The 18,419-nt window shown below is 61.3% G+C and carries 18 protein-coding genes; 8 read left to right on the top strand and 10 right to left on the bottom strand.

Annotated features, from left to right (window positions below; genetic code table 11):
- Window positions 1-4: 4 nt before the first annotated feature.
- Entirely contained in the window at window positions 5-2,059 is a 2,055-nt protein-coding gene (glyS, locus tag ACZZ0D_RS24175; protein WP_463554466.1) for a glycine--tRNA ligase subunit beta, read from the bottom strand.
- Entirely contained in the window at window positions 2,056-3,009 is a 954-nt protein-coding gene (glyQ, locus tag ACZZ0D_RS24170) for a glycine--tRNA ligase subunit alpha (protein ID WP_463554465.1), read from the bottom strand. The genes glyS and glyQ overlap by 4 nt, the downstream gene beginning before the upstream one ends.
- 81 nt (window positions 3,010-3,090) lie before the next feature.
- On the opposite strand from glyQ, the gene ACZZ0D_RS24165 reads away from it, so the two are divergent.
- The 3 genes from ACZZ0D_RS24165 to ACZZ0D_RS24155 all read left to right on the top strand — a co-directional run bounded on the left by ACZZ0D_RS24165 (window position 3,091) and on the right by ACZZ0D_RS24155 (window position 4,924).
- Window positions 3,091-3,648, top strand: a complete 558-nt coding sequence (locus tag ACZZ0D_RS24165; RefSeq protein WP_212545435.1) for a DNA-3-methyladenine glycosylase I — start codon at window positions 3,091-3,093, stop codon at window positions 3,646-3,648.
- A 40-nt stretch (window positions 3,649-3,688) separates the two neighbouring features.
- Window positions 3,689-4,576: a lysophospholipid acyltransferase gene (locus ACZZ0D_RS24160; protein WP_008084359.1), complete on the top strand. Its 888-nt coding sequence runs from the start codon at window positions 3,689-3,691 to the stop codon at window positions 4,574-4,576.
- Window positions 4,577-4,684: 108 nt separating this feature from the next.
- Window positions 4,685-4,924, top strand: coding sequence for a PilZ domain-containing protein (locus ACZZ0D_RS24155; RefSeq protein WP_053125318.1), 240 nt, complete (start codon window positions 4,685-4,687; stop codon window positions 4,922-4,924).
- A 4-nt stretch (window positions 4,925-4,928) separates the two neighbouring features.
- Here the strand turns inward: ACZZ0D_RS24155 and ACZZ0D_RS24150 are convergent, their stop codons facing one another.
- The 5 genes from ACZZ0D_RS24150 to def form a co-directional block, all read right to left on the bottom strand.
- Window positions 4,929-5,243: a tetratricopeptide repeat protein gene (locus ACZZ0D_RS24150; protein WP_463554464.1), complete on the bottom strand. Its 315-nt coding sequence runs from the start codon at window positions 5,241-5,243 to the stop codon at window positions 4,929-4,931.
- Between the two features lie 152 nt (window positions 5,244-5,395).
- Entirely contained in the window at window positions 5,396-6,772 is a 1,377-nt protein-coding gene (trkA, locus tag ACZZ0D_RS24145; RefSeq protein ID WP_053125322.1) for a Trk system potassium transporter TrkA, read from the bottom strand.
- Window positions 6,773-6,794: 22 nt separating this feature from the next.
- A complete protein-coding gene (gene rsmB / locus ACZZ0D_RS24140) occupies window positions 6,795-8,105 on the bottom strand; it encodes a 16S rRNA (cytosine(967)-C(5))-methyltransferase RsmB (protein WP_463554463.1) in 1,311 nt (436 codons plus the stop codon).
- The gene (fmt, locus tag ACZZ0D_RS24135) at window positions 8,102-9,061 is read right to left on the bottom strand and encodes a methionyl-tRNA formyltransferase (RefSeq protein WP_212550267.1); all 960 of its coding nucleotides are present in this window, start codon (window positions 9,059-9,061) and stop codon (window positions 8,102-8,104) included. Before fmt ends, rsmB begins: the two co-directional genes overlap by 4 nt.
- A gap of 58 nt (window positions 9,062-9,119) precedes the next feature.
- Entirely contained in the window at window positions 9,120-9,626 is a 507-nt protein-coding gene (def, locus tag ACZZ0D_RS24130; protein WP_053125329.1) for a peptide deformylase, read from the bottom strand.
- Between the two features lie 162 nt (window positions 9,627-9,788).
- Here def and ACZZ0D_RS24125 point away from each other — a divergent pair, with 162 nt between their 5' ends.
- From ACZZ0D_RS24125 to tsaC, 3 genes are all read left to right on the top strand, one after another.
- Window positions 9,789-10,814, top strand: coding sequence for a LysM peptidoglycan-binding domain-containing protein (locus ACZZ0D_RS24125; protein ID WP_053125331.1), 1,026 nt, complete (start codon window positions 9,789-9,791; stop codon window positions 10,812-10,814).
- A gap of 80 nt (window positions 10,815-10,894) precedes the next feature.
- Window positions 10,895-11,995, top strand: coding sequence for a DNA-processing protein DprA (gene dprA / locus ACZZ0D_RS24120; RefSeq protein WP_212550265.1), 1,101 nt, complete (start codon window positions 10,895-10,897; stop codon window positions 11,993-11,995).
- Between the two features lie 55 nt (window positions 11,996-12,050).
- A complete protein-coding gene (gene tsaC / locus ACZZ0D_RS24115; protein WP_053125335.1) occupies window positions 12,051-12,608 on the top strand; it encodes an L-threonylcarbamoyladenylate synthase type 1 TsaC in 558 nt (185 codons plus the stop codon).
- 88 nt (window positions 12,609-12,696) lie between these two features.
- On the opposite strand, the gene ACZZ0D_RS24110 is transcribed toward tsaC, so the two are convergent.
- Entirely contained in the window at window positions 12,697-13,674 is a 978-nt protein-coding gene (locus ACZZ0D_RS24110) for a quinone oxidoreductase family protein (RefSeq protein WP_463554461.1), read from the bottom strand.
- 149 nt (window positions 13,675-13,823) lie between these two features.
- Between ACZZ0D_RS24110 and hemF the strand changes: the two genes are divergently transcribed.
- Complete coding sequence (gene hemF / locus ACZZ0D_RS24105; RefSeq protein ID WP_053125461.1) at window positions 13,824-14,738, top strand: oxygen-dependent coproporphyrinogen oxidase; 915 nt, start codon at window positions 13,824-13,826, stop codon at window positions 14,736-14,738.
- A gap of 9 nt (window positions 14,739-14,747) precedes the next feature.
- A complete protein-coding gene (aroE, locus tag ACZZ0D_RS24100; RefSeq protein ID WP_463554460.1) occupies window positions 14,748-15,569 on the top strand; it encodes a shikimate dehydrogenase in 822 nt (273 codons plus the stop codon).
- A 91-nt stretch (window positions 15,570-15,660) separates the two neighbouring features.
- Here the strand turns inward: aroE and ACZZ0D_RS24095 are convergent, their stop codons facing one another.
- Together ACZZ0D_RS24095 and choX are read right to left on the bottom strand one after the other, a co-directional pair.
- Window positions 15,661-17,229 carry a SulP family inorganic anion transporter gene (locus ACZZ0D_RS24095; RefSeq protein WP_463554459.1) on the bottom strand — a complete coding sequence of 523 codons (1,569 nt, stop codon included), beginning with the start codon at window positions 17,227-17,229 and terminating at the stop codon, window positions 15,661-15,663.
- A gap of 269 nt (window positions 17,230-17,498) precedes the next feature.
- Entirely contained in the window at window positions 17,499-18,419 is a 921-nt protein-coding gene (gene choX / locus ACZZ0D_RS24090) for a choline ABC transporter substrate-binding protein (protein ID WP_426618754.1), read from the bottom strand.

Genomic DNA, 18,419 nt, shown 5'->3' with positions numbered 1-18,419 from the left:
TCCCTCAACCCAGCAGCGAAATGTCGGCAACGCCGAGGAACAGACCACGCAGACGCGCCAGCAGCGCGTAACGGTTGGCCCGCACATTGGCGTCGTCGGCATTGACCATTACCGCGTCAAAGAACGCATCAACCGGCTCACGCAATGCCGCCAGGCGTGCCAGCGATTCGTTGTACTGACGCGCCGCAGCCATCGGCTGTACCGCTTGATCCGCTTGCTGGATCGCCGAGTACAGCGAGAACTCGTTGGCGTTGTCGAAGTACTTCGCTTGTACCTCGGTCGGTACCGCGCCTTCGAGTTTGCTCAACAGGTTCGACACACGCTTGTTTACCGCCGCCAGCGCTGCTGCTTCCGGCAGTTTGCGGAAGGCCTGCACCGCTTGCACGCGCTGATCGAAGTCCAGAGCCGAGCCCGGCTTCAGGGCACGTACCGACAGGTAAGTGGCGACTTCAACGCCTTCGTCTTCATAACGCGCACGCAGGCGGTCGAAGATGAATTCCAGCACGGACTCGTTGAGACCGGCTGCCTTGACCTTGGTACCGAATGCATTCACGGCGAAAGCAACGGCGTCGTTCAGGTCGAGATCGAGCTTCTTCTCGATGAGGATACGCAGCACGCCGAGTGCCGCACGGCGCAGGGCATACGGGTCTTTGCTGCCCGTTGGCAGCATGCCGATACCGAAGATACCGACCAGAGTGTCGAGCTTGTCAGCGATCGCAACGGCCGCACCGGTCAGGGTGGCTGGCAGTTCAGCACCGGCACCGCGTGGCATGTATTGCTCGTTCAGCGCCAGCGCGACGTCTTCCGGCTCGCCGTCATTGAGGGCGTAGTAGTAACCGGCGACACCTTGCATCTCCGGGAACTCGCCGACCATTTCGGTGGCCAGGTCGCACTTCGACAGCAGGCCAGCGCGTGCCGCCCACGAAGCGTTGCCGCCAATGCGAGCGGCGATGTACGCAGCCAGTTTCGATACGCGCTCGGCCTTGTCGTAGACGCTGCCGAGTTTTTCCTGGAACACCACGTTCTGCAGGCGCAGGTTGAAGTCTTCGAGTTTCTGCTTCTTGTCTTGCTTGAAGAAGAACTCGGCGTCGGTCAGGCGTGGGCGAACCACTTTCTCGTTACCGGCGATGATCTGTTGCGGGTCTTTGCTTTCGATGTTGGCCACAGTGATGAAACGTGGCAGCAACTTGCCGTCGGCATCCAGCAGGCAGAAGTACTTCTGGTTGTCCTGCATGGTGGTGATCAGCGCTTCTTGCGGCACGTCGAGGAAGCGTTCCTCGAACGAGCACACCAGCGGCACCGGCCATTCAACCAGCGCGGTCACTTCGTCGAGCAGTGCCGGCGGCACGATTGCCGTGCCTTCCTGACGGGTGGCCAGCTCTTCGGTGCGCTTGCTGATGATCTCGCGACGCTCGTTGGCGTCGGCCAGCACGTAAGCGGCACGCAGGTCGGCGAGGTAGCTCGACGGCGAACCGATGCGCACGCTTTCCGGGTGGTGGAAACGGTGACCACGGGAATCACGGCCAGCCTTCTGCGCGAGGATGGTGCAGTCGATGACCTGGTCACCGAACAGCATCACCAGCCATTGGGTCGGACGCACGAACTCTTCCTTGCGCGCACCCCAACGCATGCGTTTCGGGATCGGCAGGTCGTTCAGCGAATCTTCGACGATGGTCGGCAGCAGGCTCGCGGTCGGCTTGCCGGCGATGCTCTGGCTGTAACGCAGTTTCGGGCCGCTCTGGTCGATTTCGCTCAGATCAACGCCGCACTTCTTGGCGAAACCCAAGGCTGCCTGAGTCGGATTGCCTTCAGCGTCGAACGCCGCCTGACGTGGCGGGCCGTCAAGGTTGATGCTGCGATCCGGTTGCTGGGTGGCCAGCGCGGTAATCAGCACAGCCAGACGGCGCGGCGCGGCGTAGACGGTTTTAGTCTCATAGCTCAGGCCAGCGGCTTGCAGGCCCTTGTCGATACCGGCGAGGAACGCGTCAGCCAGGGTGTTCAGGGCTTTCGGTGGCAGTTCTTCGGTGCCCAGTTCAACCAGAAAATCTTGCGCACTCATTGTGCTGCCTCCAGCTTGGCCAGTACTTCGTCACGCAGATCCGGGGTCGCCATCGGGAAGCCCAGCTTGGCGCGCGCCAGCAGGTAGGCTTGCGCAACGGAACGCGCCAGGGTGCGTACGCGCAGAATGTATTGCTGACGCGCGGTCACCGAGATCGCCCGGCGCGCATCCAGCAGGTTGAAGGTGTGCGAGGCCTTCAACACCATTTCGTAGCTCGGCAACGGCAGCGGCTGGTCGAGTTCGATCAGGCGCTTGGCTTCGCTTTCATAGAAGTCGAACAGTTCGAACAGTTTGTCGACGTTGGCGTGTTCGAAGTTGTAAGTGGACTGCTCCACTTCGTTCTGGTGGAACACGTCGCCGTAGGTGACTTTGCCCATCGGGCCGTCAGCCCAGACCAGGTCGTAGACCGAATCCACGCCTTGCAGGTACATGGCCAGACGCTCGAGACCGTAAGTGATCTCGCCGGTCACCGGGTAGCACTCGATGCCGCCCGCCTGCTGGAAGTAAGTGAACTGCGTCACTTCCATACCGTTCAGCCAGACTTCCCAGCCCAGACCCCAGGCGCCGAGGGTCGGCGATTCCCAGTTGTCTTCTACGAAGCGGATGTCGTGAACCAGTGGGCCCAGACCGACATGCTTGAGGGAGCCCAGATACAGTTCCTGGAAGTTGTCCGGGTTCGGCTTCAGCACGACCTGGAACTGATAGTAGTGCTGCAGACGGTTCGGGTTTTCGCCGTAACGGCCGTCAGTCGGACGACGGCTTGGCTGCACGTAAGCGGCGTTCCAGGTTTCCGGGCCGATGGCACGGAGGAAGGTCGCGGTGTGGAAAGTGCCGGCGCCTACTTCCATATCGTAGGGCTGAAGTACCACGCAACCTTGCTCGGCCCAGTATTGCTGGAGCGCGAGGATCAAGTCTTGGAAGGTACGCACGGCTGGCGTAGGCTGGCTCACGAAATTCACCTGTTTCTTGGGCTGCGATTTAAAGAGCGGGAGTATACCCGATTCAGTCGCACCTCCACCCCCTGGAGCCTTATGCCACGCTGCTTTTGGTGTACCGAAGATCCGCTGTACATGGCTTATCACGATCAGGAGTGGGGCACGCCGCTACGCGATGCGCAGGGTTTGTTCGAGTTGCTTTTGCTCGAAGGGTTCCAGGCTGGCCTGTCGTGGATCACCGTGCTGCGCAAACGCGAGCGTTATCGCGAGGTGCTGTTCGGCTTCGACGTGCAGCGCGTGGCGCAGATGAGCGACGCCGAAATCGACGAATTGATGCTCGATCCGGGGATCATCCGCAACCGCCTCAAACTCAACGCCGCCCGGCGCAATGCCCAGGCCTGGCTGGCGCTGGAGGATCCGGTGGCCTTCCTCTGGTCGTTCGTCAACGACCAACCGATCATCAATCATTTCAAGGATCGCAGCGAAGTCCCGGCGATTACCCCCGAAGCACTGGCGATGAGCAAAGCCCTGAAAAAGGCCGGTTTCACGTTCGTCGGCCCGACCATTTGCTACGCGCTGATGCAGGCTTCGGGCATGGTCATGGATCACACCCGCGACTGCGACCGCTACGCGCAGCTCGTCAACGCCGGTTAGAATGGCCGCCTCGCGCACCGCACAAGATCAGGAGTGACCTGTGGAAAAGTTTAAAGGCGCCTTGCTGGTAGGCGCTCTGCGGCTGTTTGCCCTGCTGCCATGGCGGGCCGTGCAGGCCGTGGGTTCGGCGATCGGCTGGATCATGTGGAAAACCCCCAACCGCTCCCGCGACGTGGTGCGGATCAACCTCGCCAAATGTTTTCCACAGATGGATCCGGCCGAACGTGAGCGTCTGGTCGGGCAGAGCCTGAAAGACATCGGCAAGTCGCTGACCGAAAGCGCCTGCGCGTGGATCTGGCCGGCGCAGCGTTCGATCGATCTGGTGCGCGAAGTCGAAGGCCTCGACGTGCTCAAAGACGCCTTGGCCTCGGGCAAAGGCGTGGTCGGCATCACCAGCCACCTCGGCAACTGGGAAGTGCTCAACCACTTCTATTGCAGTCAGTGCAAACCGATCATTTTCTATCGCCCGCCGAAGCTCAAAGCTGTGGACGAATTGCTGCGCAAACAGCGCGTGCAACTGGGCAACAAGGTCGCCGCCTCCACCAAGGAAGGCATCCTCAGCGTTATCAAGGAAGTGCGCAAAGGTGGTGCAGTGGGCATCCCCGCTGACCCGGAACCGGCCGAATCCGCCGGGATCTTCGTGCCGTTCTTCGCCACGCAGGCGCTGACGAGCAAATTCGTGCCGAACATGTTGGCCGGTGGCAAAGCCGTCGGCGTGTTCCTGCATGCGCTGCGCCTGCCCGACGGTTCTGGCTACAAAGTGATCCTCGAAGCCGCGCCCGAAGCCATGTACAGCACCGATACCGCCGAATCCTGCGCAGCGATGAGCAAAGTCGTCGAGCGCTACGTCGCCGCCTATCCGAGCCAGTACATGTGGAGCATGAAGCGCTTCAAAAAGCGTCCACCCGGCGAAGAACGCTGGTACTGACGAAGTTGGCACACTCTGTGGATAACTTGTAGGAGCTGCCGCAGGCTGCGATCTTTTGATCTTGCTTGAGGTTATCCACAGAACCGTTCAAAAAAAGGGCGCACCAAGATGTCCGAACACCGCAAATCCTTCCGCATCAAAATCACCCACGACAGCTTCGGCGAATGCCTCGGGCAAACCCGCAACCTATCGCCGACCGGGGTGTATGTGCAGCATCCGAGCCTGGCGTCGTTGCCCAAAGGTGCGGTGGTTTACGGCCAGGTGCAGGATTTACCCACAGGCGCGCCACGCGTGCGAATGGAAGTGGTAACGGTCGACGCCGAAGGCATCGGCTTGCGCTACTTGTAGAACGTCACTGCGCCTGACGATCGAGTTTCTTCAAAAACACCGTCATTTCCTTCTCGGCCTGCTTGTCGCCATGGACGCGAGCGGCTTCCAGACCTTGTTCCCATGCCAGACGCGCGGCGGCAGTGTCGCCCAGCGCCAGTTGCGCCTTGCCCAACAGTTTCCACGCGGCGGAATACTTCGGATCGAAGCCGACGCAGCGCTGGAAATGCTCGGCAGCCTTGGCGTTTTCGCCCAGATCCAGATTGCCCTTGCCCAGGCCGAAGCGCAGCAGAGAGTTATCCACACCCTTGGCGAGCATTTTTTCCAGGGATTCGAGCATGGGTGGATTCCTTATCGACGGAGTGTCAGGTGCTGATCTTGTTTAGTGAGGCCGCTTTCGCGAGCAAGCCCGCTCCCACAGGGGAAACGCACTCCAAATGTGGGAGCGGGCTTGCTCGCGAAGAGGCCATCACAGTCAGCGAAAATTCCGGATCAGAAGAAGCTCAACCCCACATGAAACAGCTTCTCCACATCGCGAATATGCTTTTTATCCACAAGGAACAGAATCACATGGTCGCCCGCTTCGATCACCGTGTCGTCGTGGGCGATGATCACTTGTTCGTTGCGGATTACCGCGCCAATCGTGGTGCCCGGCGGCAGGCCGATCTTCTCGATCGGTTTGCCGATCACCTTGCTCGATTTCGCATCACCGTGGGCAATCGCCTCGATCGCTTCCGCCGCGCCGCGACGCAGTGAGTGCACGCTGACGATATCGCCACGGCGTACGTGCGCCAGTAACGTGCCGATGGTCGCCAGTTGCGGGCTGATGGCGATGTCGATGTCACCGCCCTGAATCAGGTCGACGTAGGCCGGGTTGTTGATGATCGTCATGACTTTCTTCGCCCCCAGCCGTTTCGCCAGCAGCGACGACATGATGTTGGCTTCGTCATCGTTGGTCAGCGCGAGGAAGATATCGGCGTCGGCGATGTTCTCTTCCAGCAGCAAGTCGCGGTCGGACGCGCTGCCCTGCAGCACCACGGTGCTGTCGAGGGTGTCGGAGAGGTAGCGGCAGCGCGCCGGGTTCATCTCGATGATTTTCACCTGATAACGGCTTTCGATGGCCTCGGCCAGGCGCTCACCGATCTGTCCGCCGCCAGCAATGACGATGCGTTTGTAGGTTTCGTCGAGACGGCGCATTTCGCTCATCACTGCGCGAATGTTCTCACGGGCGGCGATGAAGAAGACTTCATCGTCGGCCTCGATCACCGTGTCGCCCTGCGGCAAGATCGGCCGGTCACGACGGAAAATCGCTGCGACGCGGGTTTCGACATTCGGCATGTGCTCACGCAACTGGCGCAGTTGCTGACCGACCAGCGGCCCGCCGTAATAGGCACGCACCGCGACCAGTTGCGCCTGACCTCCGGCGAAGTCGATCACTTGCAACGCGCCCGGATATTCGATCAGGCGCTTGATGTAATTGGTCACCACTTGCTCGGGGCTGATCAGCACGTCGACCGGAATCGCTTCGTTCTGGAACAACTGCTCTTCACGCGTCAGGTACGAAGCTTCGCGCACTCGGGCGATTTTCGTCGGCGTGTGAAACAACGTGTGGGCGACCTGACAGGCGACCATGTTGGTTTCGTCGCTGTTGGTCACCGCCACCAGCATGTCGGCGTCGTCCGCGCCGGCCTGACGCAGCACCGTCGGCAACGAGCCTCGGCCCTGAATGGTACGGATGTCGAGACGGTCGCCGAGGTCGCGCAGGCGTTCGCCGTCGGTGTCGACCACGGTGATGTCGTTGGCTTCGCTGGCGAGGTGCTCAGCCAGCGAACCGCCGACCTGCCCTGCCCCGAGGATGATGATTTTCATCCAGTCACTCCATTGAATCCATTTAGCCGCGTGCGGCAGCGATCTTGATCAGCTTGGCGTAGTAGAACCCGTCATGCCCGCCCTGCTGGGCCAGCAATTGGCGACCATGGGGCTGTTTGATCCCGGCCGTGGTGGCCAGATCCAGTTCGCGGGCGCCCGGTGTGCGCTCAAGAAACGCGGCGATGACTTCGGTGTTCTCGGTCGGCAGCGTCGAGCAGGTGGCATAAAGCAGAATGCCGCCGACTTCGAGGGTTTTCCACATGGCCTCGAGCAGCTCGCCTTGCAGTTGCGCGAGGGCGACGATGTCGTCCGGCTGACGGGTCAGCTTGATGTCCGGATGGCGACGGATCACGCCGGTGGCCGAGCACGGCGCGTCGAGCAGGATGCGCTGGAACGGTTTGCCGTCCCACCATTTTTCGGTGTCGCGACCGTCAGCGGCGATCAGTTCGGCGTTGAGGCCGAGGCGTTCAAGGTTTTCCTTCACTCGCACCAGTCGCTTGGCTTCCAGATCCACCGCGACCACGCCGGCCAGCGCCGCTTCGGCTTCGAGGATGTGACAAGTCTTGCCACCCGGCGCGCAGCAGGCGTCGAGCACGCGTTGGCCTGGCGCCAGGTCGAGCAGGTCGGCGGCCAGTTGCGCCGCTTCGTCCTGCACGCTGATCCAGCCTTCGGCGAAACCCGGCAGGCTGCGCACATCGGCGGCGGCTTCGAGAATGATGCCGTCGCGGCTGTAAACGCAGGGCGTTGCGGCAATTCCGGCTTCAGTCAGCAAGCCGAGGTAGGCGTCGCGGCTGTGATGGCGGCGGTTGACCCGGAGGATCATCGGCGGATGCGCGTTGTTCGCTTCGCAGATGGCTTCCCACTGTTCCGGCCAGAAAGCCTTGAGGGATTTCTGCAGCCAGCGCGGATGGGCGGTACGCACCACCGGATCACGCTCCAGTTCGGCAAAAATCGTTTCGCTTTCGCGCTGAGCGTTGCGCAGCACCGCGTTGAGCAGGCCTTTGGCCCACGGTTTTTTCAGCTTGTCGGCGCAACCGACGGTTTCGCCGATGGCGGCGTGGGCCGGCACGCGGGTGTAGAGCAATTGGTAGAGGCCGACCAGCAGCAACGCCTCGACATCGGCGTCGGCGGTTTTGAACGGTTTCTGCAGAAGTTTTTCCGCCAGTGCCGACAGGCGTGGCTGCCAGCGCGCGGTGCCGAACGCCAGATCCTGAGTGAAACCGCGATCGCGATCCTCGACCTTGTCCAGTTGTGTCGGCAGCGAACTGTTCAGCGAAGCTTTGCCGCTGAGCACGGCGGCGAGTGCCTTGGCGGCGGCCAGACGCGGGTTCATTGCGCGTCCACCGCTGCGCCGAGCACGGTGCCGACAGCGAATTTCTCGCGACGGCTGTTGAACAGATCGCTGAAGTTCAGCGCTTTGCCGCCGGGCAACTGCAGGCGGGTCAGGCACAGCGCCTGTTCGCCGCACGCAACGACCAGGCCGTCCTTGCTGGCGCTGAGGATTTCACCCGGCGCGCCGTTGCCGTCGGCAATGGTCGCCGCCAGCACTTTCAGCGCTTCACCGTTGAGGGTGCTGTGGGTGATCGGCCATGGATTGAAGGCGCGCACCAGTCGCTCCAGTTCAACCGCCGGACGGCTCCAGTCGATGCGTGCTTCGTCTTTGTTCAATTTGTGCGCGTAAGTGGCGAGTTCATCGTTCTGCACTTCGCCTTCCAGCGTGCCTGCGGCCAGACCGGCAATCGCTTGCACCACGGCCGGCGGGCCCATCTCGGCGAGGCGATCATGCAAGGAGCCGCCAGTGTCTTCGCCAGTGATCGGGGTGACGACCTTGAGCAGCATCGGCCCGGTGTCGAGGCCAGCTTCCATGCGCATCACGGTCACGCCGCTTTCGGCATCACCGTGTTCGACGGCGCGCTGGATCGGCGCCGCACCGCGCCAGCGTGGCAGCAACGAGGCGTGACTGTTGATGCAACCCAGGCGCGGAATATCCAGCACCACTTGCGGCAGGATCAGGCCGTAGGCGACCACCACCAGCAAATCCGGCTTCAGCGCGGCCAGCTCGGCTTGAGCGTCAGCGTTGCGCAACGTCGGCGGCTGCAACACCTGGATATTATTTTCCAGCGCGAGCTGTTTGACCGGGCTCGGCATCAGTTTTTGCCCGCGACCGGCCGGACGATCCGGCTGGGTGTAGACCGCAACGATCTCGTAAGGGCTGCTCAGCAGTGCCTTGAGGTGTTCGGCGGCAAATTCCGGGGTACCGGCAAAAACGATGCGCAGTGGCTCAGTCATGGAAGGCGTCTCTTGAAAAGAAAAAGGCTTGCCGCAGCAAGCCTTTGAAGGAGGGGCATCAAGCGTTCTGGCGGTGGAGCTTTTCCAGTTTCTTCTTGATCCGGTCGCGTTTGAGCGTGGACAGGTAATCGACGAACAATTTGCCGTTGAGGTGGTCGCATTCGTGCTGGATGCACACCGCGAGCAGGCCTTCGGCGATCAGTTCATAGGGCTTGCCGTCGCGGTCCAGCGCCTTGATCTTGACCTTCTGCGGGCGGTCGACGTTTTCGTAGAAACCCGGTACCGAGAGGCAGCCTTCCTGGTATTGCTCCATTTCTTCGGTCAGCGATTCGAACTCGGGGTTGATGAATACCCGGGGCTCGGTACGGTCTTCGGAAAGGTCCATCACGACGATACGTTTGTGCACGTTGACCTGGGTCGCGGCGAGGCCGATGCCCGGCGCTTCATACATTGTTTCAAACATGTCGTCGACCAACTGACGCACTTCGTCGTCCACTACAGCCACAGGTTTGGCGATAGTGCGCAGACGCGGGTCCGGAAATTCGAGGATGTCTAAAATGGCCATAGGCTTTGATTGCTGCACGTGTTGAGTAAAGTCGGGTCGATGGCCTGGCAGGTCCGAAGATGCAGGCTACCGTTTGTGAAGCGTAGCTTGTGCATTTTGCTCAAGCGAGCCACGGGGGCTCTGACGGTTCACGCGAACGCACATGATAAAGGGATTCACTGCATGAGGAAAACACTACTCGCCCTGCTGTTGCTGGCTTCGGCTGGCGTAGCGCAAGGGCAAGTGCAACTCAGGGATGGTTTTCCACAGCAATACACGGTGGTTACGGGTGACACACTCTGGGACATTTCCGGAAAATACCTGCGCGAGCCCTGGCAATGGCCGCAGTTGTGGCGGGCCAATCCGCAAATTGAGAACCCCAACCTGATCTATCCCGGCGACACGCTGACGCTCAGCTACGTCAATGGCCAGCCGCGTCTGACGCTCAATCGCGGCGAGTCGCGCGGCACCATCAAACTCTCACCACGGATTCGCACCAGCCCGGTGGCCGAGGCGATTCCGAGCATTCCGCTGAAATCGATCAACAGTTTTCTGCTGAGCAACCGCATCGTCGACAAGGCCGAAGATTTCGACAAGGCGCCGTATATCGTCGCCGGCGATGCCGAACGAGTACTCAGCGGTACCGGCGACCGCATCTACGCGCGTGGCCATTTCGACCCGAATCAACCGGTCTACGGCATCTTCCGCCAGGGCAAGGTCTACACCGATCCGCAGACCAAGGAGTTCCTCGGCATCAACGCCGACGACATCGGCGGCGGTGAAATCGTCGCGACCGAAGGTGACGTTGCCACCCTCGCCCTGCAACGCACCACGCAGGAAGTTCGCCTCGGCGACCGTTTGTTCAGCGGCGAAGAGCGTTCAATCAACTCGACGTTCATGCCCAGCGCACCCGCTACCCAGATCAACGGCGTGATCATCGACGTGCCACGCGGCGTCACTCAGATCGGCGTGATGGACGTGGTCACACTGAACAAGGGCAAACGCGACGGATTGGTCGAAGGCAACGTGCTGGAGGTCATGAAAACCGGCGAAACCGTGCGCGACCGCATCACTGGCCAACCGCTGAAAATTCCCGACGAACGCGCCGGGTTGCTGATGGTGTTCCGCACCTACGACAAACTCAGTTACGGCCTCGTCCTTAACGCATCGCGCTCGCTGGCGGTGCTCGACAAGGTGCGAAATCCGTAAGCTTGCTTCACAAGTTACCAACAGAGTTATCCACAGCTTGTTCCGAATGGTTCGGAGCTTATAACGATCAAGGATGATCCATGATGATGTCTGCCTCCGCGCCGGTTTCCCCGGCAGAACTGGAAGCGCGCCTGCGCCTGCACCGCTTGCCGGAAATCGGACCGAAGCGTTTTAGCAAATTGCTCGAAGCCTTTGGCTCGGCCTCGAAAGCCATCAGCGCGCCCGCGAGTGCCTGGCGTTCGTTGGGAATGCCGGCGGCGAGTGCCGAAGCGCGCCGTTGCCCGCAAGTGCGCGATGGCGCCAGCCACGCAATGCGCTGGCTAGAGCGGCCGGAGCATCATTTGCTGATGTGGGATCAGCCGGATTACCCGGCACTGCTGGCACAGATCCCGGATCCACCGCCGCTGCTGTTTGTCGCGGGTGATCCACTGATTCTGGAGAAACCGCAGTTGGCGATGGTCGGCAGTCGCCGCGCTTCGCGTCCGGGAATGGACACGGCGGCGGCGTTTTCCCGCAGCCTCGCCGGGGCCGGTTTTGTCATCACCAGCGGTCTGGCGCTGGGCATTGATGCTGCTGCGCATCAAGCCGCGCTGGATGTCGGCGGGCTGACCGTCGGGGTGCTCGGCACCGGGCTGGAAAACTTTTATCCACAGCGCAATCGACGCCTCTGCGACGCAATGATCGCGTCCGGCAGCGCGGTGCTTTCGGAGTTTCCGCTGGACGCCGGGCCGACCGCGAGCAACTTCCCCCGGCGCAACCGGATCATCAGCGGTTTGTCCCTTGGCGTTCTGGTGGTCGAGGCCAGCGTTGCTAGCGGATCCTTGATCACGGCGCGGCTGGCAGCGGAACAGGGGCGCGAGGTTTACGCGATTCCCGGCTCGATTCATCACCCCGGCGCGCGCGGTTGTCACCAGTTGATTCGCGATGGCGCGGTGCTCGTGGAAACCATCGAGCACATCCTCGAAGCCCTGCGCGGCTGGCAGCGCTTGCCGCTGTCCACAGACACGCCGCAAGTCGATCATCCACTGCTCATGTTGCTGCACGCCGCGCCGCATACCAGCGAAGGTCTGGCGGACAGCAGCGGCTGGGCGTTACCGAAAGTGCTGGCAGCGCTGACCGAACTGGAAATGGATGGCCGCGCGGTGAGTGAAAACGGCCGCTGGTTTGCGCGGGTGAGCTAGGTTTTACAAGGAAGATCGGTAAACTGCGCGAAACCTGTTTGTGGAGAGTTTTTTCATGGTCAACAGTTGGCGTGTGCAACAAGCCGCACGAGAAATTCGCGCCGGGGCGGTGATTGCCTATCCAACCGAAGCCGTCTGGGGCCTGGGTTGCGACCCGTGGAATGAAGAAGCGGTGGATCGGCTGCTGGCGATCAAGAATCGCTCGGTCAATAAGGGCCTGATTCTGGTCGCCGACAACATTCGCCAGTTCGACTTCCTGTTCGAAGACTTCCCGCAAGAGTGGCTCGACCGCATGGCCAGCACCTGGCCGGGGCCGAACACCTGGCTGGTGCCGCATCAGGGCTTGTTGCCGGAATGGGTGACGGGTGTGCACGACACGGTGGCGCTGCGCGTTAGCGATCATCCCCAAGTGCGTGATCTGTGCTCGATGGTCGGCCCGTTGATTTCGACCTCGGCCAACCCGCAAGGGCGCCCGGCAGCGCGCACGCGGTTGCGTGTTGAACAGTATTTCCGTGGGCAGATTGATCTGGTGTTGGGCGGGGAATTGGGTGGGCGCAAGAACCCGAGCCTGATTCGTGATTTGGCCACGGGCAACATCGTGCGCCCGGCTTAAGACCGCGTCGCTTCCATCGCGAGCAGGCTCACTCCTACATTTGGAATGCGTTCCCCTGTAGGAGTGAGCCTGCTCGCGATGGGGCCAATCAAGGCAACAGAATTGTCGACCCTGTCGTGCGTCGAGCCGACAACTCAATCTGCGCCTTAGCCGCCTCAGCCAACGAATAACGCTGGCTGATATCCACTTTCAACTTGCCGCTGATGATCATCTCAAACAGCTCATCCGCCATCCGCTGCAAGTTCTCCGCGTTATTGGCGTAAGTCGCCAACGTCGGCCGCGTCACGTACAGCGAACCCTTCGCCGCAAGAATCCCCAGATTCACGCCGTCCACCGCGCCCGACGCATTACCGAAACTCACCAGCAAACCACGCGGTGCAACGCTGTCCAGCGACGTCAGCCACGTGTCCTTGCCCACACCGTCGTAAACCACCGGGACTTTCTTGCCATCGGTCAGCGCCAGCACGCGTTCGGCAACGTTTTCGTGGCTGTAATCGATGGTCGCCCAAGCGCCATTGGCCTTTGCCAGCTCAGCCTTCTCTTTCGAGCTGACGGTGCCGATCAACTTTACGCCCAGCGCCTTGGCCCATTGGCAGGCCAGCGAACCGACACCACCGGCAGCGGCGTGGAACAAAATGGTTTCGCCACCCTTCAATTCATAGGTCTGGCGCAGCAGGTACTGCACGGTGAGGCCCTTGAGCATCACGCCGGCGGCGGTTTCGAAACTGATTTCATCCGGCAGTTTCACCAGATTGGCCTCAGGCAAAACGTGCAACTCGCTGTAAGCGCCCAACGGGCCGCTGCCGTAGGCCACGCGATCACCGACCTTGAAACGGTTGACGCCGCTACCGACCGCGTCAACCACGCCTGCACCTTCGGCGCCGAGGCCGGACGGCAAGGCTGGCGGCGCATACAGACCGCTGCGGTAATAGGTGTCGATGAAATTCAGGCCAATCGCCTTGTTCGCCACGCGCACTTGATTCGGGCCGGGCGCGGTGGGTTCGTAATCAACAAATTCGAGCACTTCGGGGCCGCCGTGGGCGCGGAACTGGATACGCTTTGCCATCTGCCTGCTCTCCTTGGGTCTTTCGTGAACCCCCTATCCAACTCCCATGCTTGATCTTCGTCAACTGCGGCGCGCTGTTCTGCGGTGGTATGCTACGCGCCCATTTGCGTCGCCCGCCTGCGGGGCGCCGCCCGATTCAAGGTGAAGCCATGACGACCCGCACCGACGCCGTAAAGGCCTATCTGCTCGACCTGCAAGACCGCATCTGCGCCGCACTCGAAAGCGAAGACGGCGGCACGCGCTTCGTCGAAGACGCCTGGACCCGGCCTGCCGGCGGTGGCGGTCGCACCCGCGTGATCGAGAACGGCACGCTGATCGAAAAGGGCGGCGTCAACTTTTCCCACGTCTTTGGCAGCGGTCTGCCGCCATCGGCCAGCGCCCATCGCCCGGAATTGGCCGGTCGCGGTTTCGAGGCCCTCGGCGTGTCGCTGGTGATCCACCCGCACAACCCGCATGTGCCGACGTCCCACGCCAACGTGCGTTTTTTCATCGCCGAAAAGGAAGGTGAAGAGCCGGTCTGGTGGTTCGGTGGCGGCTTCGACCTGACCCCGTATTACGGCAACGAAGAAGACTGCATCCACTGGCATCGCGTCGCCGAGCAAGCCTGCGCGCCATTCGGCACCGACGTTTATCCGCGCTACAAGGCCTGGTGCGACACCTACTTCCACATCAAACACCGCCACGAACCGCGCGGCATCGGCGGGCTGTTCTTCGATGACTTGAACGAGTGGGACTTCGACACCAGCTTCGCTTTCATGCGCGCCATCGGCGACGCCTACATCGATGCTTATTTGCCGATTGTGCAGCGCCGCAAAAACGCTGCGTTCACCGCGCAGCAGCGTGAGTTCCAGGAATTCCGCCGTGGTCGCTACGTCGAGTTCAACCTGGTTTATGACCGTGGCACGTTGTTCGGCCTGCAATCGGGCGGACGTACCGAGTCGATCCTGATGTCGCTGCCGCCGCAAGTGCGCTGGGGCTATGACTGGAAGGCTGAACCGGGCAGCGAAGAAGCGCGTCTGACCGAGTACTTCCTGCAAGACCGCGACTGGTTGGCCGAAGCCTGAGGATTTCTGATGGATCGTTACGTCGTTTTCGGTAACCCGATCGGCCACAGCAAATCGCCGATGATTCACAAGTTGTTCGCTGAGCAGACCGGTCAGAGCCTCGACTACGGCACCCTGCTGGCGCCGCTCGACGATTTTTCCGGCTGCGCTAAAGCCTTTTTCGTAGAAGGTCGCGGCGCTAACGTCACCGTGCCGTTCAAGGAAGACGCCTACCGTCTGGCCAACAGCCTCACCGCGCGAGCACAGCGTGCTGGCGCGGTGAACACCTTGAGCAAACTCGCCGACGGGTCATTGCTCGGCGACAACACCGACGGCGCCGGGCTGGTGCGGGATCTGACGGTGAATGCCGGGTTCAGCCTGACGGGCAAACGCATTCTGTTGTTGGGTGCTGGAGGCGCAGTGCGCGGGGCGCTCGAACCGTTGTTGGCGGAGAAACCGGCCTCGGTGATCATCGCCAATCGCACGGTGGACAAGGCTGAGTTGCTGGCCGAGTTGTTCTGCGATCTGGGGCCAGTCTCGGCGAGCGGGTTTGACTGGTTGCGTGAGCCGGTGGACGTGATCATCAATGCGACGTCGGCGAGCCTGACCGGCGATGTACCGCCGATTGCGCCGAGCCTGATCGAACCGGGCAAAACCCTGTGCTACGACATGATGTACGGCAAGGAACCGACGGCGTTCTGCCGCTGGGCCAGCGAGCATGGCGCGGCGGTGTCGATGGATGGGTTGGGGATGTTGGCCGAGCAGGCCGCCGAGGCGTTCTTTTTGTGGCGGGGTGTGCGTCCCGATACGGCGCCAGTACTCGAAGAATTGCGTCGACAATTAGCCCTTTAAAAGCTTCGCGAGCAAGCCCGCTCCCACAGTGGAATGCATTGCAAATGTGGGAGCGGGCTTGCTCGCGAATGGCCGCACCGCCGATCCTGGATCAATCCTCAAACCGGATCGGACATTTCTCCGGCCCCTCAAGCTTTCTCAATTCCTCCACCACCTGCGGCCGCGCCCGGCGCAAAGTCAAACTACGATTCTGGCTCAACAAGCGCCGCGCCTCCTGATGCAGCATCTCCACCCCCGAATAATCGATGAAGTTGATCTGCTGCGCCTCGATCACCACCCGCGCGCCGTGCATCCGCTGCAAGCGCACTTGCAGGTAATGGCTGGCGCCGAAAAAGATCGAGCCGCCAACCCGCAACACATCATCCTCACCGTCGCGCCAATGCTGCACGCGCGGCTGCGAGGTACGCTTGAGATAGAAGAACAGCGACGCCAATACCCCGGCATAAATCGCCGTCTGCAATTCCAGTAACAATGTCGCGAGGCAGGTCAGCGCCATGACCACGAACTCGGCACGGCTGACCCGCAGCAATGCGCGGATGCCGCGATGATCGACCAGTCCCCAGGCAATCAACAGAATGCTGCCGGCCATGGCGGGAATCGGAATATGTGAAATCAGCCCCGCACCGAAAATCGCAAACAGCGCCACCCAGATCGCCGAAAACACCCCGGCCAGTGGCGAACAGGCGCCGGCCTCATAACTCAATCCCGAGCGGGTAAACGATCCGGCCGACAACGAACCGGAAAAAAACGCCCCGACAATATTCGATAAACCCTGCGCGCGGACTTCCTGATTGGCGTCGAGCAACTGCTGCGACCGTGCGGAAATCGAGCGGGCAATCGACAGGCTGGTGACCAGCCCGAGCATGCCCACCGCCACGGCGCTCGGCAGCAGACGCAGGATCAAATCCAGATCCAGCGGCAAGCCACTGAACGGCGGCAATCGCCCGACGAAGGCGCTGACCAGATGCACATGGCCAAACATCGCCGGCCACAGCCACACCAGTAGACTGGCGAGCACCAGTGTGATCAACAGCGTCGGCCAGCGCGGCAGCAGTTGTTTCAGGACGATGCCGACCACCACCGTGGCCAAGCCGAGCACCAGCGAAGGTTTATCCACAGCCCTGAGGTGTTGCAGCAGATCCATCAGACTCGCCAACGCCGTGGCTTTCGCCGGTAACTCCAGCCCCAGCAGGTTCGGCAATTGCCCGATGGCAATCACCACCGCCGCGCCGAGGGTGAAGCCGAGCACCACTGAATGCGAGACGAAATTCACCAGCGCGCCGAAGCGCAGCAGGCCGAGCAGCCACTGGAAAATCCCGGCGAGGAAGGTCAGTAGAAGAATGAGGGTGATGTAGTCCTGCGACGCCGGCACGGCCAAAGGGCTGACGCTGGCGAACAGCACGATGGAAATGGCGGCGGTCGGGCCGCAGATCAGGTGCCACGACGAACCCCACAGGCAGGCGATCAACACCGGGATGATTGCAGCGTATAAGCCGTATTCGGGTGGGAGACCGGCGATCAGTGCGTAGGCAATCGACTGGGGTAACGCGAGAATTGCGCCGCTGAGGCCGACGATCAGATCCCGTCCTACGCTGGCGCGGGTTTGCCGCGGGAGCCAGGTGAGGAAGGGGAAGAGAGAGTGGCGGCTGGGGAAGGCCATGGATCCTCGCGGTTGGGGTTTTGTTCAAGGTTATCAGGGTGTCAGGGAAAGGGCCCTCACCCTAGCCCTCTCCCGGAGGGAGAGGGGACTGACCGAGGTGTTTGGTGGAGATGCACTGACCTGCAATTTCGGAGTTGAGCGTAAGTTTAGAATCCAACAACGATCGGCTCCCTTTCCCCTCGCCCCCTTGGGGGCGGTCCGACGTTTCGGGAGGGCTGGGGTGAGGGGGCAAAAATCTCAAGCCGATCACTCATCCAGCCACCCCACAATCAAAGCTTCGCCTTAACCGCCGCCAACGCATCCTTCCCGTCTACCGTCTTCACCCCGTCCAGCCACTTGTCCAACACCGCCGGATTCGCCTTGATCCACGCCTTCGCCGCCGCGGCATTAGTGATCTTCTTGTTCACCACCTCAGCCATGATGCTGTTCTCCATCTCCTGCGTGAACGACAGATTGGTCAGCAATTTACCCACATTCGGACACGCCTCGGCATAACCCTTACGCGTCAACGTAAACACGCTGCCGGTGTCGCCAAAGTACTTCTCGCCGCCCTTGAGGTAATGCATTTTCAACTGCACGTTCATCGGGTGCGGCGTCCAGCCGAGGAAAGTGACGAATTTCTGTTTCTTCACCGCCCGCGACACTTCGGCCAACATCGCCTGTTCGCTGGACTCGATCAGCTTCCACTGCCCCATGTCGAAGTCGTTCTTTTTGATGATTTCCTGCAACGAGATGTTCGCCGGCGCACCCGAGCCGATGCCGTAAATCTTGCGATCAAACTTGTCGGCATACTTATTCAGGTCGGCAAAGTTATGCACACCCGCGTCCCACACGTAGTCCGGCACGGCGAGGGTGAATTCGGTGCCGTCGAGGTTTTTCGCCAGTTGCGTGACATCGCCGGTAGCGACGAACTTGTCGTAGAAGCCCTGCTGCGCCGGCATCCAATTACCGAGAAACACATCCACCTGGCCATCCTTCAAACCGCCAAAGGTGATCGGCACCGCGAGGGTGTCGACCTTGGCCTTGTAGCCCATGCCGTCCAGCAGAAACCCGGTGATCGCGTTGGTCGCGGCAATGTCGCTCCAGCCCGGGTCGGCCATTTTCACCGTGTCGCAACTCTGCTCGGCGAACGCCGAGGCGCTGCTCAGTGCGAGCAGGCCAACCGTCACTACTGTGGATAACTTACGCAT

Source organism: Pseudomonas sp. AC193 (genome assembly GCF_979258075.1).
The sequence above is the reverse complement of the archived record's forward strand: the minus strand, read 5'-3'. Positions and strand labels throughout refer to the sequence as shown.

Coding starts and splice junctions, on each gene's coding strand:
- hemF (WP_053125461.1), top strand. CDS start 13,824: ATGACGACCCGCACCGACGCCGTAAAGGCCTATCTGCTCGACCTGCAA.
- ACZZ0D_RS24095 (WP_463554459.1), bottom strand. CDS start 17,229: ATGGCCTTCCCCAGCCGCCACTCTCTCTTCCCCTTCCTCACCTGGCTC.
- dprA (WP_212550265.1), top strand. CDS start 10,895: ATGATGATGTCTGCCTCCGCGCCGGTTTCCCCGGCAGAACTGGAAGCG.
- def (WP_053125329.1), bottom strand. CDS start 9,626: ATGGCCATTTTAGACATCCTCGAATTTCCGGACCCGCGTCTGCGCACT.
- ACZZ0D_RS24155 (WP_053125318.1), top strand. CDS start 4,685: ATGTCCGAACACCGCAAATCCTTCCGCATCAAAATCACCCACGACAGC.
- choX (WP_426618754.1), bottom strand. CDS start 18,419: ATGCGTAAGTTATCCACAGTAGTGACGGTTGGCCTGCTCGCACTGAGC.
- ACZZ0D_RS24125 (WP_053125331.1), top strand. CDS start 9,789: ATGAGGAAAACACTACTCGCCCTGCTGTTGCTGGCTTCGGCTGGCGTA.
- tsaC (WP_053125335.1), top strand. CDS start 12,051: ATGGTCAACAGTTGGCGTGTGCAACAAGCCGCACGAGAAATTCGCGCC.
- glyS (WP_463554466.1), bottom strand. CDS start 2,059: ATGAGTGCGCAAGATTTTCTGGTTGAACTGGGCACCGAAGAACTGCCA.
- fmt (WP_212550267.1), bottom strand. CDS start 9,061: ATGACTGAGCCACTGCGCATCGTTTTTGCCGGTACCCCGGAATTTGCC.
- rsmB (WP_463554463.1), bottom strand. CDS start 8,105: ATGAACCCGCGTCTGGCCGCCGCCAAGGCACTCGCCGCCGTGCTCAGC.
- ACZZ0D_RS24150 (WP_463554464.1), bottom strand. CDS start 5,243: ATGCTCGAATCCCTGGAAAAAATGCTCGCCAAGGGTGTGGATAACTCT.
- ACZZ0D_RS24165 (WP_212545435.1), top strand. CDS start 3,091: ATGCCACGCTGCTTTTGGTGTACCGAAGATCCGCTGTACATGGCTTAT.
- aroE (WP_463554460.1), top strand. CDS start 14,748: ATGGATCGTTACGTCGTTTTCGGTAACCCGATCGGCCACAGCAAATCG.
- trkA (WP_053125322.1), bottom strand. CDS start 6,772: ATGAAAATCATCATCCTCGGGGCAGGGCAGGTCGGCGGTTCGCTGGCT.
- ACZZ0D_RS24110 (WP_463554461.1), bottom strand. CDS start 13,674: ATGGCAAAGCGTATCCAGTTCCGCGCCCACGGCGGCCCCGAAGTGCTC.